Genomic DNA, 14,891 nt, shown 5'->3' with positions numbered 1-14,891 from the left:
TGTTCCCCCGTAAAGGTATTTTATTAAATCAAGGAATATAAACTGCGCCCAAAACCGTCTCTCTGGATGCGCCGGTGACCGCCGGTAAATTTCCGGGTTCGCCGGACAGCGTTCTTGCCGCCAGCCAGGCAAACGCTATCGCCTCCATATCGTCACCGCTGATGCCGTAACTGTCCGTCGTTTCAACCGCTGACTCGGGCAAACATTCAGCCAGCCTCGACATCATTAACGGATTGCGCGCACCACCGCCGCATACCAGCAAACGATGACAGCCTCCGGCAGCGATAACCTGTTCGGCGATCGTTTGAACCGTAAATTCCACCAGCGTCGCCTGTACGTCCGCCGGCTCGAGATGCGAGAAGCCTTCAAGCTGCTCATGCAACCATTGAAGATTGAAGCGCTCCCTTCCGGTGCTTTTGGGCGGGGGCTGCTGAAAATAGCGATCGGACATCAGTTTTGCCAGCAAGTCTGCGTTTACGCGGCCTTCACGCGCCCAGCGGGCGTCTTTATCAAAACCCTCGCCCTTGTGCTCCTGTATCCAGGCGTCCATCAGCATATTGCCCGGGCCGGTGTCGTAGCCGCTTACCGGCTGGCCTGGAATGAGTAAGGACAAATTGGCGATGCCGCCAATATTGAGAATAAAGCGTCTTTGCGTATCGTCGGCCAGCACGGCCTGATGAAACGCAGGCACCAGCGGCGCGCCCTGGCCGCCGAAGGCCATGTCTTTACGCCTGAAATCGCCAACGGTGACGATGCCGGTCATTGCGGCAACGCGGTTGTTATCGCCTAACTGCATGGTGAACGGCAGTTCCCCCGTCGGCTCATGCCACACGGTTTGACCGTGGCAGCCAATGGCCACAACGTCTTTTGATTCGATGCCGTTATTTTTCAAAAGCCCCAGAACGGCCTTGGCAAACAGAATGCCCAGGCGCAGATCCAGGCGCCCCAAGTGGGAAAGCGTAACGGACTGTCCCTGACAGACGGAAAGGACATCCTGACGGATATCGTCAGGCATAGGATGGAAATAGCTGGCTTTTTGAATTACGGTAGCTTCAGCGATCGTCACCAAAGCTACATCAACGCCGTCAAGACTGGTTCCTGACATGATACCTATATAGTTACCCGCTTTCATTCGTTCATCCCCGTGGCTTTTTTCGTCGTAACCGCTTGGGGCTATTAAAACAAAAATACCCCCAGGATTGCCATATGAAAGAACGATAAGCGTGGGAACGAAACGCTATCCCTTACTGCTGATTTCCATGTCTGCGATATTTTTCTCAAATTTACGAATGATCTCGGCAAACAGCGCCAGCTGCTCCTTCGGGATATCCCGTTCAATCCCTTTTCTAACGCCGTCAACAACGCTGTTCACTTGTTCCAGAATTGGTTTGGCTTCTTCTGTCAGATTGATCTGCTTAGCTCTGCGGTCGCATGGACAAGGTTCTCTCTTTACGTATCCCATACCTTCCAGCTGGTCCAGCGTCCGAACCAGTGACGGCTGCTCGATGCCGATCGCTTTAGCCAACTGAATTTGAGACTGGTTTGGAGGCAGCCCGTTCAGATAATAGAGCGTCACCCAATGCGTTTGAGTGAGCCCGAGCGGCTTAAGCTGAAGGTCAATAATACTGCGCCAGCTACGGACCAAACGGGCAATATCTGCCCCTAAGGTATAATCGTTTTTTGAATTCATAAGATAACCTGACAATTAGTGTAAAACATCAATAACATTAATACGTTTACAATTATTACGCCTTTCATCAAAAAAGACTAATAAATAAAGCATCATTTCAAAATTAATCGACATTAATATGGATTTAATCTACCGTTAAAGCAACATTAAATAAAGGGAAAAGTGATGTGGCGTGCCACACCGCAAAGATAAAACATGCTCAATACATTAATAAAACTGAACTTAACATTAAGTAATTATCAATTAAAAAGCGCCAACTTCGTCCTTTGGCGCTTATATAAAACTGACATCTAAAGCGTTTTAAATTATTTTATCACGCCGCACGCGGCTCTCGCGCCACCGCCGCCCAGAGCCTGCGGATGATCGTCATGGTTATCGCCGCCTGCGTGAACCATTAGCGCAAGCCCCTTAATCTGGGCAATGGTTTTCAGACGCGGTGCAAGTACGGGATAGCTGGCCTTACCATCGCTATCAACGTAAATAGCCGGCAGATCGCCCAAGTGCCCTTTGGCGTTATACGGCCCCAAGTGCTTACCGGTTTTTTCCGGATCGAAATGTCCACCGGCAGCCAGCGCGGCTACCGATTTACCGTCTTTCATACCGGCGTCGCAGCTGCCTTTTTCATGCACGTGGAATCCATGCACTCCTGCGGGAAGCGATGTCAGGTTTGGCGTAAACAGCAAACCATATTCCGTTTCCGTAATAGTGATATTACCGATAGATTGCCCAACTCCCTCAGCGGAAACACTATTCACTGGAACCTCTACGGTAGTGGCCTGAACGCTGGCGCAGGCCGCCAGTGCGGCTAAAGCGGTTAAATAACGTTTCATTGTTTTATCCTTTTAAAAATGCTTAATTATCTAAGCCTTTTTATTATGAGTCATCTATTGGTTAATTACATTTTTGCAACTTGGTAAAGTGACCAAAGTCACGATAACCGCTTGTAGAAAAACCATTTTTATATCGTATCGAAATATAAAAACGTGTGTACATATCAAAAAAGAGAGGGCTGGCTATGTGTGTCATCCTCTTTATCTACAGGTTTCCTGTTCTTAAGCATTTTCCGTTGACGGCATAAGCGTAGCACGTTCTGCTTTTCAGCATCCGTCATGCTCATCCACTGGAAACGCTCGTCCCTGCTTCTGAAGCAGCCCAAGCAGTAGCCTCGATTGTCAGATTGACAAATTCCACGGCATGGAGAGGGAATTGCAAAAAACTCTAACTGTTGAGGCATAGTTGTCTGCTTAGAGAGCGCAATAATTAAACGAAAGATTACTCTAAGGTAATAGATGCAGTTTGACCAGAAAGCAAGCAGCTTATTTGACTCGCCAAACCTCATCCCTCGAGCCTTGTTCTGCGTAAAAATGGCCGCCAGCGCCATCCGTGCGCAATTGCGGGTCACAGCCTGATTATCATATCGATGGAATATCAGTCCATTAACGATAAGAATAATCGTTTATTAATAACGACGCTCGGGTATACTTCATTACGCCTATCACTATCGCTTTTTTGTATTACGAGGACTGCAGCATGCGTTTACTTCACACCATGATCCGCGTAGGTAACCTACAGCGCTCTATCGATTTCTATACTCAGGTTTTGGGCATGCGCCTACTGCGCAGCAGCGAAAATACAGAATATAAATACTCGCTGGCGTTCGTTGGCTATGGCGACGAAAGCCAGGGCGCCGTTATTGAATTAACCTACAACTGGGGCGTGGAAAGCTATGAAATGGGCACCGCGTTCGGCCATATCGCTCTAGGCGTTGATAACGTTGCACAAACCTGCGAACAAATTCGCAGCGCCGGTGGCAAGGTGACGCGCGAAGCGGGCCCGGTCAAAGGCGGAACGACCATTATCGCCTTCGTCGAAGATCCGGACGGATACAAGATAGAGCTTATTGAAAACAAACAGGCCGCCAACGCGTTGGGCAACTGATCCCCTCTCGTCTATCGGGCGCATTTCGCGTCCGATAGTTTTTCGACCTATCCCCCAAAATGACCATTACCAAAGAGATTGCCGAGCATCTGGCTCCGTTTTTTGGCATAATGCCCCCTTTTAATCGTCCGCAAAACAGGTAAGTATGGCTGATACAAATACACAGAACTGCTTAAGCGAGCGCTTTCGCGGCTTCTATCCCGTCGTTATTGATGTAGAAACGGCAGGATTCGACCCTCGAACTAACGCCCTGCTGGAAATCGCCGCCTTTACCTTAAAGATGAACGAACAGGGTTGGTTAATTCCCGACCAAAGCCTGCATTTTCACGTCGCTCCCTTTGAGGGTGCAGTGTTATCGCCGGAGGCGTTGGCCTTTAACGGCATCGATCCCCATAATCCTTTACGCGGCGCGGTCAGCGAATATGACGCTTTGCACGCTATTTTTAAAATGGTGCGCAAAGGGATAAAAGACCAGTCGTGCAATCGAGCCATCGTCGTAGCGCACAACGCGGCCTTCGATCACGGATTTCTAATGGCCGCCGCTGAGCGTGCAGGCCTGAAGCGTAACCCCTTTCATCCTTTCGCTACGTTCGATACCGCGGCCCTGAGCGGCCTGGTGCTGGGACAAACGGTACTGGCGAAAGCCTGCATTACGGCCGGGCTTCCCTTCGACAGCGCGCAGGCGCACTCTGCCCTTTACGATACCGAAAGAACGACCGCGCTCTTTTGTGAGCTGGTTAACCGCTGGAAGAAGCTGGGCGGCTGGCCGCTGACGCCGGAACTGTCCACTCACGGCTAGATAGCGTCCCTTAAACGATATCGGCCACCCCGAGGGATGGCCGATGCTTCACTGGTTTCGACTAATGAGAAACGCTTACGCTTCGTCCGCGCTTTGGGCTTTAGCCGCTTCCTTTAGCAGCGGCTGCAGTTCACCGCGTTGATACATTTCAAGAATGATATCGCATCCGCCGATAAGCTCTCCATTAACCCAAAGCTGTGGGAACGTCGGCCAATTAGCATACTTGGGCAGCTCTGCCCGGATATCCGGGTTCTGTAAAATATCAACGTAGGCAAAACGCTCTCCGCAGGCAGAAATAGCCTGAACGGCCTGTGCGCTGAAGCCGCAGCTTGGCAGTTTAGGAGAGCCCTTCATGTATAACAGGATTGGGTTTTCCGCGATTTGAGCCTGAATTTTTTCTACTGTGGTCATGATTTGCTTCCTTAAGCAGACATTGCGCATTTTTGAGTATTGTAGCCTTGAATACGAACAGAAAAAACACTACTTTTCACAGGGATTTAAGCCAGGATGCCGATTTTCGCCTATCCTTTAGTGAGTTCGGGCATTCATGCCCCCGTTCGTTACGATGCTTTTTCCTTTTTTCTCTTTTAATATAGGAAAAAGTTGATAGAATTACCCAATATAACAAAGTTACAACATTTTATTTTCAAATGAGTCATGACGCATGGCCCTCAATCGCAGGCTATGTCGTCACAGAACTCTACTTTTATAAAAGGAGCAAATAATGTCGTTTGAATTACCCGCACTGCCTTATGCCAAGAATGCCCTGGAACCCCATATCTCCGCAGAAACGCTGGAATACCACTACGGCAAGCACCATAACACTTACGTCGTTAACCTGAACAATCTGGTTAAAGGCGGTGAATTTGAAGGTAAATCACTGGAAGAAATTATCATGAAATCTTCCGGCGGCATCTTCAACAACGCGGCTCAGGTTTGGAACCACACCTTCTATTGGAACTGCCTGGCGCCTAACGCGGGCGGCGAGCCAACCGGCGCGCTGGCTGACGCTATCAACAAAGACTTCGGTTCTTTCGCCGCATTCAAGGAACAGTTTACCGACTCTGCCGTGAAGAACTTCGGTTCTGGCTGGACGTGGCTGGTGAAAAAAGCTGACGGCAAGCTGGCTATCGTGAACACTTCGAATGCCGCTAACCCGATGACCGACGGCGATAAGCCTCTCCTGACGGCTGACGTTTGGGAACACGCGTACTACATCGACTATCGCAACGCGCGTCCTAAGTATATGGAAAACTTCTGGGCGTTGGTTAACTGGGCGTTCGTCGCCAAGAATCTGGGCTAATCCCCCTTACCTAACGCTTTAAACGAAGCCGCCCTCTTTAGTTAAAGAAGGCGGCTTTTTTCATTTATCGTCGACGAAGTACACGACCTCGTGCGCTTCATGCGGCGCCGGAACCTCAAGCTTATCCAGCATCCTGGCAAGCGCCGATTCTGCAACGGGGTAAGGCCTGTCGGCGTTCTGCTTTTTCCAGCGGGCAAAAGGAACCTCGATGTAAACTATCCTGACCTTTGCCCGATAGGCGACAAACAGTGAAACCAGCTGTTGGCGAAGCGAATACGTCAGGTTTGTCGCATTCCAGACAAAGTCGCTGCTTTGCCGCAATAGCTCTCTCGCCCGTTCCTTAGCCTGCTGAACCACCCAGCCGTTAGAGGCTTTGTCATTCGGCTCAATGCGGTGCTGCCGACGGATGTCGTCCAAACTCACGACCGGCATCCCCCGGCAGTATCGGTCCAGATAGCGATCCTTCCCCATCCCCGGCAGGCCGCACAGCATGGTCACCTGACATTCGCAATCGTCATAAGGTTGATAGTCAGCCTGCCCGCCCTCTTTTGAAAAGTAGACGAAACGCGCCAACGCAGAAGGAAACTCCCTCGCCTTTTTCCAACAGGCCTGTTCCATACAGTACAGTTCAAAAAGCTCAATACGCTCCAAAAGCGCCTGTCGGTCCCCACACTCGCGCCCGAGTACGTCAGCTTTAGCCAACGTTGCCAATAGCCCCATATCGCATCGCAGAGATGCCGCCAGCAGCGCTTTTTGCGGATCGGGCTTTTCCATGATCCACAGCGGCAGCCCGTGATGGCGAACAAGCGCTGCTATCTCTTCACGAAGAGCAAAAGGCGTAGGAACGTCTTTAAACAGGATCTGCCTGGCGCTAAGCTCGCCTCGTTTCGCATGCCCAGGAGAAACAATAGTGCCGTCTTCATCAATTCGGGTTGTGCTTCTCTTTTCTACGTCGTGTAGCGCCGCCGCCGCCCAGAGGACTTCCTGACGCAGCAAAGAAAGCTGCTGATATTCCGGCAGTTCGACTAACGCACGCAGTACGCGCTGCGTATGCTCAGCAACGTCGCCCTCGGCGTGATGCTTTGGATCCTGCATAACGCCGTGCATATCGGCAAAAAAAGAAAAGCGCTGCGTTAAGTGGCTCCACGACCTGTCGTCACTAAAGCGCCAGTTCATGCTCGCCTCCCCGATCGTTACGCTCATAGCGGAGCTGCGCCCTTTTCCAGCTGCGTTTCCAGTGAACGTCGGTCTTTACGTGATTTTTTCGAACATACTTAAAGACGTTGTGCGCAAATGCCTCTACGGGATATTCATCCTGATTTCGGCTGACAACCCCCTCCATAGAACAGGGTTGATTTGTATGCGTATCCCACGAATCAAAACCGCTGGGCCCTTGGGACGTTTCAATAATTTGCCGGCTGAACGCGACTCCATCACTGGCGCTGTCGATATTAAGCTCGGGTACCCGAGGAAAATCAAACAGGGCCGCGTAAAATCCAACCTCTTCCCAGCTTAGCCAACAGTCTTTGCAGCGTACCGCAAAGACGAAAAAGTCATGCTCCAAACGGCGGTATTCAATCGAATGAATAGCGTATAAATTTTCACCAAAGATTTCGATGTCGTTTAAGTCGTTCTTAATCAGCGCCCAGCGCTGACGAATTTTCTGCGTCCACGCCGACTGCGTCGGTGCTGCATGAGAGCGTGCAAATACGCCGTACTTATTCAGGCAGTTGTTTTCGCCGTCCAACTTTTCGGTATGCACCAATGCCTCAATGCGGGAAACGTCATCCCACCACGTAGGGTTAATGCGATCGTCGCTGGTAGTACCGGGCGAAAACGGATAGTGATAGGTCCTGCCGTATTTCCTTGATTGTCCATTCATCATGTTTATTCCTATGTCTACGAGTGCGCGCAGTTTCGCCGCGCGGTAGACGCTGTCCTCATGAGTAATGGTCAAAAGGCAACTGTGTCTGAAACGAGCGCACGGTCTGTTTACCCAGGCTAGCGGGCTATTTTAACGAGAAAAAAGCGTAATAACGGAGGAGATTAAACGCAGTGTAGGTGAAAGCGCGCGAATATTAACAGGATAGAGAGGGGATTGCCAATAGCGGGGAGCACAAATTCTCACCGCTATTGTTCAATTACGGCAGTTCAACCTTAAAAAGCTGACGGAAGTTATGGCTCGTTGCCTGCGCAAACGCTTCAAGCTCAACGCGCTTTAAAACGGCCAGGTATTCGGCCACGTCGCGCACGTAGGCGGGGCGATTCTCCTTGCCGCGATGGGGCACCGGCGCTAAATAAGGCGAATCGGTTTCAATCAGCATGCGGTCTAATGGCACGTAGCGCGCCGCTTCCCTCAGCGCGTCCGCGTTGCGAAACGTCACAATGCCGGAAAACGAAATATAAAAACCGAGATCCAACAGCTGCCTTGCCGTATCGCAGTCTTCGGTAAAACAGTGCAGTACTCCGCCGCAGTCTCTCGCATTCTCTTCTTTCAGAATAGCGAGCGTATCTTTACGCGCGTCGCGAGTATGAACAATCACGGGCTTATTCAACGCATTGCCAACCTGAATATGCTGTCGAAAGCTAAGCTGCTGTAGCGGAATATTATCCTGCTGATAATAGTAATCCAGCCCGGTTTCTCCCAGCGCCACTACGCGAGAAGCCGCAGCCAAAGCCTGAAGTTGCTCAAGCCGATACGGCTCATCGAGATTTAGCGGATGAACGCCGCAGGAAAGAAAGACGTTTGGGTACGCAGCGACGCTGTCATAAAGCGCCTGAAAGCCTGGCAACGTTGTAGATACTGCCAGGCAGGCATGAACGTCACGGCGCTTGGCCTCCGCCAGAACGTCGTTCAGATCGACGCCCTGCTTGTCGAAGTCTAAAGCGTCAAGGTGACAGTGTGAATCAACTAAGTACATAAGAAATATTGCTCAAAGAACCCAACGTTAAGCTAATCCGCTCTCCGTCTGGTTTAACATATTGGTTAATAAAAGCTCGCGATTTATGCCGGCGACCGTCTGCAGTTCGCGCCGACACGCAAGCCAGCGCTGCGTTATACGGTTAATCTGCCCTGGGGCCATAATGACCGCCAATCGCTGGACGGCATCGATCGCATCCTGATTGACGATAAAGTTCCCCGCGCCCTGCTGATGCTTAACGACGTCCAGCAGCAGCGAAACGCTCCAGTGGATGCGCTCGGCCGCATTGTCTTCATTGAGCAGCGGCAAAAGCAGCAGCAAATCGCGCCGTTCAAAGGCTTCAGCCATCCGCTGACAAATCGCCGCGCGCGCGGCCCAGACGTCAGACGTTAACAGCTGCTGTGCGGCAACGGGCGCGCCGTTGCTTAATCGCAGCGCGGTGCGCAGGCTGTCCGGCTGTCCGGCGTTCTGCCGGCGCAGCCACTCAACGCTAAACGCCTCATCCGGACACGCAAGCAGCCAATGCAGGCACCGGCTTCGAATGGTCGGCAGCAGCGCAGAAGGCTCGTGACAAGACAGCAAAAAGTAGGTGTGTTCCGGGGGCTCTTCGAGGGTTTTTAGCAGCGCGTTGGCCGCCGCTTCGCTCAGCCGTTCCGTTTCACGGATCCAGGCGACCTTAACGCCGCCCTGCTGCGCACGGTTGTAGAGCGTTTCCGTCAGCTGGCGCACCGTTTCAACGCCGATAGCCGTTTTGCCCTTTTCCGGTTCGACAACGTGCCAATCCGGGTGGGTTCCCGCCTTCATCATGTGACAATTATGGCAGACGCCGCAGGTTTTCTCCCCCTGCGGTTCCTGACACATCAACCAGTATCCCAACGCCTGAACCAGCGGCTCATCGCCGCAGCCAGGGATCGACTGCAGCAGCAGCGCATGATGGCTGCGATCGGAGGAGTATTGGGCAACCAGCTGCCGGTATGCAGGGGTCAGCCACGGATACCAAATCACGCGTTTTTCTCCAACCACTGCCTTACGGCGGTACGAATATCCGACGTCACCTGCTCTAAAGGCTGAGACGCGTCGATAGTAACGATCGAGCAGTCCTGCTCGGCCAACTCTCTATAGCGCTCGCGAGTACGCTCAAAAAAGGCCAAAGACTCTTTTTCTATGCGGTCCAAAGCGCCTCTTGCTCTGGCTCTCGCCAAACCCTGCTCGGGAGGAATATCCAGATAAAGCGTCAAATCGGGGTGGAAATTGCCTAAAACGGCGTCTCTAAGGGTCGTCATCAGCCCTGCATCGATGCCTCGGCCGCCTCCCTGATAGGCCTGAGACGAAAGGTCGTGCCGATCGCCTATCACCCACTCTCCCTGCGCCAGAGCCGGTTTTATTACGTTCTCGACCAGCTGCACGCGTGACGTGTACATCATCAGCAGTTCGGCTTTATCCGTAATTCGTTCATCGTGCACGCCCTCTTTGACCAGCGCACGCAGTTTTTCCGCCAGCGGCGTACCGCCAGGCTCTCGCGTAAAGCGGATATGTTCGATGCCCCAACGCTTAAGTTCAGAAACAACGGTTTCCCGCGCGGTGGTTTTCCCCGCGCCTTCCAGTCCTTCAATAACGATAAACTTACCCTGAGTCATTACTATTTTCCCGCTCGAAGCGTTTGCAAATACTGACGAACCGCCTGATTGTGACTTTGCAGGTTGGTGGTAAACGTATGGCCGCCCTTACCATCGGCGACAAAATACAGATAGTTGGTCTTCGCCGGATGCGCCGCGGCTTTCAAAGAGGCCAGCCCCGGCATGGCGATGGGCGTCGGCGGCAGTCCGTCAATCGTATAAGTATTGTAGGGCGTCGGCGTAGTTAAGTCTTTACGGGTAATGTTGCCGTTATACTGGCTACCCATACCGTAGATCACCGTCGGATCGGTCTGTAGCTTCATGCCAATGCGCATGCGGTTGATAAAGACGGAAGCCACCTTGTCGCGTTCGGCGTCCACCGCCGTTTCTTTTTCAATAATCGACGCCATGATCACCATTTCATACGGCGTCTTATACGGCAGGTTTTCTTCGCGCCCCGCCCAAACTTCGTCTACGGTCTTCTTCATTTTATCGTGGGCGCGCTTAAGCAACGCCAGATCGGTCGTCCCGGCCGTATAGTTATAGGTATCCGGATACAGCCAACCTTCCGGGTGAACCGGGGAGTCAATTGCCAGCTTCTCCGCGATCTGCGCTTCGCTCAGCCCCTGCAATGAATGCTTCACATAAGGCGCCTGTTCAAGCAGCGGGATCCAGTCCTGCACTCGCGTGCCTTCAATGAATCGAATAGAAAACTGAGCCTCTTTTCCGGAGCGAAAAAGCAGCAGCATCGCTTTCACGTCCATATCCGGCGTCAGCTGGTAGGTTCCCGCTTTAAATCCCCCCAGTTCCGGCTTGAGGCGCAGCAGCCACGGCAGCGGTTTAACGTCCCTGATAACGCCTTTATCCACCAGGAGTTTGCCAAGCGCCGCCTGTCCGGTTCCCGCAGGAAGCGTAAAATAAACGGCGTCTTGAACGCTAAGCGGCGTCTGTTCGTATTTTTGCAGCCATTGATACCCGACAAAGGCTCCGGCAGCTCCTGCCAGAATTGCGACGGCTAAAATCCCTATGAGTTTTTTCTTCATTGCCCTGGTCACTTAATGGGTGGTTTTAAACGCGGTTACTGTATGACGCTTCGTGGTACTACAATACCAAATTCTATAAGCAAAACGGCCCGGTGAATATACCGGGCCGTCTTAATTATATTATCGCGACGGCTCCGCAGAGCCGTTCACTGCTTAAACCTTACGGAACAGAACAGAACCGTTGGTTCCGCCGAAGCCGAAAGAGTTACACAGCGCGTATTCCATCCCCTTAACCTGGCGCGCTTCGTGAGGCACGAAGTCCAGATCGCACCCTTCGTCCGGGTTGTCCAGGTTGATAGTAGGAGGTATAGCCTGATCGCGCAGCGCAAGAATAGAGAAAATAGACTCTACCGCACCGGCTGCGCCCAGCAGGTGGCCCGTCATTGACTTGGTTGAGCTGACCATCACGCGCTTGGCGTCTTCTTTGAAGATCGTTTTCACCGCTTGCGCTTCAGCTTTATCCCCGGCATTCGTTGAGGTGCCGTGTGCGTTGACGTAGCCAATTTGTGACGGCGTCACGCCTGCATCGCGCAGCGCGTTTTCCATAGCCAGTGCGGCGCCCGCGCCGTCTTCCGGCGGTGACGTCATGTGGTAGGCATCGCTGCTCATACCGAAGCCGACGACTTCAGCGTAGATCTTGGCGCCGCGCTTCTTGGCGTGGTCGTACTCTTCCAGCACCAGAATGCCTGCGCCATCGCCCAGCACAAAGCCGTCGCGGTCTTTGTCCCAGGGGCGGCTCGCCGCCTGCGGATTATCGTTACGCGTAGACAGCGCGCGGGCCGCGCCGAAACCGCCAACGCCTAACGGCGTACTCGCCTTCTCGCCGCCGCCGGCTACCATGACGTCCGCATCGCCATAGGCGATAATACGCGCCGCATGGCCAATGTTGTGAACGCCAGAAGTACAGGCCGTAGCAATAGAGATACTAGGACCTCTAAAGCCATAAATAATGGATAAATGGCCGGCGATCATGTTCACGATCGTTGAAGGCACAAAGAATGGGCTCACCTTACGCGGACCGCCGGTCATCAAAGCGCCGTGGTTTTCCTCAATCAGGCCAAGACCGCCAATGCCAGAGCCGATGGCGGCGCCGATGCGAGGCGCATTTTCCGGGGTAATTTCAATACCGGAATCTTTAATAGCCTGCATGCCGGCTACGATACCGTATTGAATAAAGGGATCCATTTTTCTCGCGTCTTTACGCGAAATAAAATCGTCTGAATTAAAACCTTTTACTAAACCAGCAAAACGCGTGGCAAAGGCGCTGGTGTCGAAATGGTCAATAAGGCTGATACCGCTCTGCCCGGCAAGAAGAGCCTGCCATGTAGTCTCTACAGTGTTGCCGACAGGGGATAACATGCCCATTCCGGTCACTACAACTCGACGCTTAGACACGTTGAATCCTCCAGAGGGGGGAATGACTTGTTGTTGGATATGAAAAAACTTAGGCGGTCGAGTGACCGCCTAGATAGATATGTCTGATTACGCGTTAGCAGCCGTGATGTAATCAATCGCCGCTTGAACCGTAGTAATCTTTTCTGCTTCTTCGTCTGGAATCTCAGTATCAAACTCTTCTTCCAGAGCCATAACCAGCTCAACGGTGTCAAGAGAATCAGCGCCCAGGTCTTCTACGAAAGAAGCACTGTTTTTGACTTCTTCTTCTTTAACACCCAGTTGCTCAATGATAATTTTCTTAACACGTTCTTCGATAGTGCTCATACTCTTAAATTTCCTATCAAAACTCGCTAACGCGATGGTTTTCGTAGTTTATTCAATGTTGAAAAAGATGCAACCAAATATAGGCTGGTCGAACCAGAATTTTGAACCAACTTGCTAAATTTAGCGCAAATTGAACAAAAATTCATCGATTCTTTACAGCATATACATGCCACCATTCACATGTAAGGTTTCACCCGTAATGTATCCAGCTTCATCAGAGGCCAAAAATGCAGCAGCGCTGGCAATCTCTTTTGCGTCGCCTAAACGGTTTGCGGGAACCTGTGACAAAATGCCTGACCGTTGTTCATCTGTCAATGCACGCGTCATGTCGGTCTCGATAAAACCGGGAGCGATGACGTTAACCGTAATGCCTCTGGAGGCAACCTCACGCGCCAGCGATTTGCTAAAACCGATAACTCCGGCCTTAGCCGCGGCGTAGTTAGCCTGCCCTGCATTACCCATTGTACCAACAACTGAGCCAATAGTAATTATGCGGCCATAACGTTTTTTCATCATGGCGCGCATAACGGCCTTCGACAGGCGGAAAATGGCGGTCAAGTTGGTATCAATAATGTCCTGCCACTCTTCGTCTTTCATACGCATCAGCAGGTTATCGCGCGTAATGCCGGCATTGTTGACGAGAATATCAACATCGCCAAATTCCGCACGAATCGCCTCAAGCGTTGATTCGACTGAAGCGGCGTCGGTGACGTTCAGCGCCAGGCCTTTGCCCTGTGCGCCCAAATATTCGCTAATAGACTGAGCGCCGCTTTCTGACGTAGCCGTGCCGATGACGCGTGCGCCCTCAGCGGCCAGTCGCTGTGCAATAGCTTTGCCAATCCCGCGGCTGGCGCCGGTGACAAGAGCAATTTTTCCTTCTAACTTCATGCAGTTCCCCTTTAGGATAAATTCGGTTTTCGCTTACCCTTCAAGCGCGCCTTGCAGGCTGGCAGGATCGTTGACCGCAGCCGCGGACAGAGTGTCCACAATGCGCTTAGTCAAACCGGTCAGCACTTTACCTGGCCCCATTTCCAGAAGATGGGTCACGTTTTGCGACGCCATAAACTCAACGGTTTCCGTCCAGCGAACGGGGCTATAAAGCTGGCGAACCAGCGCGTCGCGAATCGCATCGCCGTCGGTCTCAGCTTTTACGTCTACGTTATTGATAACGGCGATCTTCGGTGCGCTAAACTCAATGTCTTTCAACGCCTGAGCCAGCTTGTCGGCCGCGGGCTTCATCAGCGCGCAGTGGGACGGAACGCTGACGGAAAGCGGCAGCGCGCGCTTGGCGCCAGCGGCTTTACATGCAGCGCCGGCCCGCTCGACGGCCTCTTTATTACCGGCGATAACAACCTGCCCCGGCGAGTTAAAGTTGACGGGCGCAACGACCTGCCCCTGAGCGGACTCCTCACAGGCTTTGGCAATTTCATCGTTGCCAAGACCAATGATGGCGTACATCGCGCCGGTACCTTCCGGCACGGCGTCCTGCATCAGCTTGCCGCGCAGCTCAACCAGGCGAACGGCGTCTTTAAACGCCAGAACGCCGGCGCAAACCAGCGCAGAGTATTCACCCAGGCTATGGCCCGCCAGCATCGCTGGGGCCTTACCGCCCTTTTGCTGCCATACGCGCCAAACGGCAACCGAAGCGGCCAGCAGCGCGGGCTGCGTTTGCCACGTTTTGTTCAACTCGGCTTCCGGCCCCTGCTGGACCAGCTGCCATAAGTCATAGCCGAGCGCCTCAGAGGCTTCGGCAAACGTTTCTTTTACCAGTGAATTCTCTTCGGCCAATGCGGCGAGCATGCCTACGGACTGAGATCCCTGGCCCGGAAAAACAACGGCAAATTGACTCATACTTTTATTAT

At 52.4% G+C, this 14,891-nt stretch carries 18 protein-coding genes; 3 read left to right on the top strand and 15 right to left on the bottom strand.

The annotated features are described in order from the left end of the window. Positions 1–28: 28 nt before the first annotated feature. The 4 genes from anmK to V8L73_RS09135 all read right to left on the bottom strand — a co-directional run bounded on the left by anmK (position 29) and on the right by V8L73_RS09135 (position 2,924). Positions 29–1,132 (bottom strand): anhydro-N-acetylmuramic acid kinase, encoded by a 1,104-nt coding sequence (gene anmK / locus V8L73_RS09150; RefSeq protein WP_347254686.1) that lies wholly within the window; start codon positions 1,130–1,132, stop codon positions 29–31. A gap of 105 nt (positions 1,133–1,237) precedes the next feature. Further along, complete coding sequence (gene slyA / locus V8L73_RS09145; protein WP_027273260.1) at positions 1,238–1,690, bottom strand: transcriptional regulator SlyA; 453 nt, start codon at positions 1,688–1,690, stop codon at positions 1,238–1,240. A 305-nt stretch (positions 1,691–1,995) separates the two neighbouring features. After that, entirely contained in the window at positions 1,996–2,520 is a 525-nt protein-coding gene (sodC, locus tag V8L73_RS09140) for a superoxide dismutase [Cu-Zn] SodC (protein WP_347254685.1), read from the bottom strand. A 164-nt stretch (positions 2,521–2,684) separates the two neighbouring features. Continuing rightward, on the bottom strand, positions 2,685–2,924 hold the full coding sequence (locus V8L73_RS09135) for a DUF1289 domain-containing protein (RefSeq protein ID WP_027273262.1): 240 nt from the start codon (positions 2,922–2,924) through the stop codon (positions 2,685–2,687). Between the two features lie 296 nt (positions 2,925–3,220). Between V8L73_RS09135 and gloA the strand changes: the two genes are divergently transcribed. Both gloA and rnt read left to right on the top strand, forming a co-directional pair. After that, positions 3,221–3,628, top strand: a complete 408-nt coding sequence (gloA, locus tag V8L73_RS09130; RefSeq protein ID WP_027273263.1) for a lactoylglutathione lyase — start codon at positions 3,221–3,223, stop codon at positions 3,626–3,628. Positions 3,629–3,773: 145 nt separating this feature from the next. Continuing rightward, on the top strand, positions 3,774–4,427 hold the full coding sequence (gene rnt, locus V8L73_RS09125; RefSeq protein ID WP_027273264.1) for a ribonuclease T: 654 nt from the start codon (positions 3,774–3,776) through the stop codon (positions 4,425–4,427). 75 nt (positions 4,428–4,502) lie between these two features. Here the strand turns inward: rnt and V8L73_RS09120 are convergent, their stop codons facing one another. Continuing rightward, positions 4,503–4,838: a Grx4 family monothiol glutaredoxin gene (locus V8L73_RS09120; protein WP_027273265.1), complete on the bottom strand. Its 336-nt coding sequence runs from the start codon at positions 4,836–4,838 to the stop codon at positions 4,503–4,505. A 313-nt stretch (positions 4,839–5,151) separates the two neighbouring features. Between V8L73_RS09120 and sodB the strand changes: the two genes are divergently transcribed. Then, the gene (gene sodB, locus V8L73_RS09115; protein ID WP_027273266.1) at positions 5,152–5,730 is read left to right on the top strand and encodes a superoxide dismutase [Fe]; all 579 of its coding nucleotides are present in this window, start codon (positions 5,152–5,154) and stop codon (positions 5,728–5,730) included. 60 nt (positions 5,731–5,790) lie between these two features. Here the strand turns inward: sodB and V8L73_RS09110 are convergent, their stop codons facing one another. From V8L73_RS09110 to fabD, 10 genes are all read right to left on the bottom strand, one after another. Further along, positions 5,791–6,906 carry an AAA family ATPase gene (locus V8L73_RS09110; protein WP_027273267.1) on the bottom strand — a complete coding sequence of 372 codons (1,116 nt, stop codon included), beginning with the start codon at positions 6,904–6,906 and terminating at the stop codon, positions 5,791–5,793. Beyond that, a complete protein-coding gene (locus tag V8L73_RS09105) occupies positions 6,890–7,612 on the bottom strand; it encodes an RNA ligase family protein (protein WP_027273268.1) in 723 nt (240 codons plus the stop codon). Before V8L73_RS09105 ends, V8L73_RS09110 begins: the two co-directional genes overlap by 17 nt. A 259-nt stretch (positions 7,613–7,871) precedes the next feature. Further along, positions 7,872–8,651: a metal-dependent hydrolase gene (locus V8L73_RS09100; RefSeq protein ID WP_347254684.1), complete on the bottom strand. Its 780-nt coding sequence runs from the start codon at positions 8,649–8,651 to the stop codon at positions 7,872–7,874. A 27-nt stretch (positions 8,652–8,678) separates the two neighbouring features. Beyond that, a complete protein-coding gene (gene holB / locus V8L73_RS09095; protein WP_347254683.1) occupies positions 8,679–9,656 on the bottom strand; it encodes a DNA polymerase III subunit delta' in 978 nt (325 codons plus the stop codon). Further along, entirely contained in the window at positions 9,653–10,288 is a 636-nt protein-coding gene (gene tmk, locus V8L73_RS09090; RefSeq protein WP_027273271.1) for a dTMP kinase, read from the bottom strand. Before tmk ends, holB begins: the two co-directional genes overlap by 4 nt. Positions 10,289–10,290: 2 nt before the next feature. Further along, positions 10,291–11,310 (bottom strand): endolytic transglycosylase MltG, encoded by a 1,020-nt coding sequence (gene mltG, locus V8L73_RS09085; protein ID WP_347254682.1) that lies wholly within the window; start codon positions 11,308–11,310, stop codon positions 10,291–10,293. 153 nt (positions 11,311–11,463) lie between these two features. Continuing rightward, positions 11,464–12,705, bottom strand: a complete 1,242-nt coding sequence (fabF, locus tag V8L73_RS09080; protein WP_071783247.1) for a beta-ketoacyl-ACP synthase II — start codon at positions 12,703–12,705, stop codon at positions 11,464–11,466. Between the two features lie 87 nt (positions 12,706–12,792). Further along, entirely contained in the window at positions 12,793–13,029 is a 237-nt protein-coding gene (acpP, locus tag V8L73_RS09075) for an acyl carrier protein (RefSeq protein ID WP_027273274.1), read from the bottom strand. Positions 13,030–13,182: 153 nt separating this feature from the next. Beyond that, positions 13,183–13,917: a 3-oxoacyl-ACP reductase FabG gene (gene fabG / locus V8L73_RS09070; protein ID WP_027273275.1), complete on the bottom strand. Its 735-nt coding sequence runs from the start codon at positions 13,915–13,917 to the stop codon at positions 13,183–13,185. 33 nt (positions 13,918–13,950) lie between these two features. Next, the gene (gene fabD, locus V8L73_RS09065) at positions 13,951–14,880 is read right to left on the bottom strand and encodes an ACP S-malonyltransferase (RefSeq protein ID WP_027273276.1); all 930 of its coding nucleotides are present in this window, start codon (positions 14,878–14,880) and stop codon (positions 13,951–13,953) included. Positions 14,881–14,891 lie beyond the last annotated feature (11 nt).

Source organism: Leminorella grimontii (genome assembly GCF_039789245.1).
Taxonomy (GTDB): Bacteria; Pseudomonadota; Gammaproteobacteria; order Enterobacterales; family Enterobacteriaceae; genus Leminorella; species Leminorella grimontii.
This window is presented reverse-complemented; position numbering and strand designations above follow the sequence as displayed.

Bases quoted from the DNA above. Each gene is read 5' to 3' on its own strand.
- anmK (WP_347254686.1), bottom strand. From the start codon at position 1,132: ATGAAAGCGGGTAACTATATAGGTATCATGTCAGGAACCAGTCTTGAC.
- slyA (WP_027273260.1), bottom strand. From the start codon at position 1,690: ATGAATTCAAAAAACGATTATACCTTAGGGGCAGATATTGCCCGTTTG.
- sodC (WP_347254685.1), bottom strand. From the start codon at position 2,520: ATGAAACGTTATTTAACCGCTTTAGCCGCACTGGCGGCCTGCGCCAGC.
- V8L73_RS09135 (WP_027273262.1), bottom strand. From the start codon at position 2,924: ATGCCTCAACAGTTAGAGTTTTTTGCAATTCCCTCTCCATGCCGTGGA.
- gloA (WP_027273263.1), top strand. From the start codon at position 3,221: ATGCGTTTACTTCACACCATGATCCGCGTAGGTAACCTACAGCGCTCT.
- rnt (WP_027273264.1), top strand. From the start codon at position 3,774: ATGGCTGATACAAATACACAGAACTGCTTAAGCGAGCGCTTTCGCGGC.
- V8L73_RS09120 (WP_027273265.1), bottom strand. From the start codon at position 4,838: ATGACCACAGTAGAAAAAATTCAGGCTCAAATCGCGGAAAACCCAATC.
- sodB (WP_027273266.1), top strand. From the start codon at position 5,152: ATGTCGTTTGAATTACCCGCACTGCCTTATGCCAAGAATGCCCTGGAA.
- V8L73_RS09110 (WP_027273267.1), bottom strand. From the start codon at position 6,906: ATGAACTGGCGCTTTAGTGACGACAGGTCGTGGAGCCACTTAACGCAG.
- V8L73_RS09105 (WP_027273268.1), bottom strand. From the start codon at position 7,612: ATGAATGGACAATCAAGGAAATACGGCAGGACCTATCACTATCCGTTT.
- V8L73_RS09100 (WP_347254684.1), bottom strand. From the start codon at position 8,651: ATGTACTTAGTTGATTCACACTGTCACCTTGACGCTTTAGACTTCGAC.
- tmk (WP_027273271.1), bottom strand. From the start codon at position 10,288: ATGACTCAGGGTAAGTTTATCGTTATTGAAGGACTGGAAGGCGCGGGG.
- mltG (WP_347254682.1), bottom strand. From the start codon at position 11,310: ATGAAGAAAAAACTCATAGGGATTTTAGCCGTCGCAATTCTGGCAGGA.
- acpP (WP_027273274.1), bottom strand. From the start codon at position 13,029: ATGAGCACTATCGAAGAACGTGTTAAGAAAATTATCATTGAGCAACTG.
- fabG (WP_027273275.1), bottom strand. From the start codon at position 13,917: ATGAAGTTAGAAGGAAAAATTGCTCTTGTCACCGGCGCCAGCCGCGGG.
- fabD (WP_027273276.1), bottom strand. From the start codon at position 14,880: ATGAGTCAATTTGCCGTTGTTTTTCCGGGCCAGGGATCTCAGTCCGTA.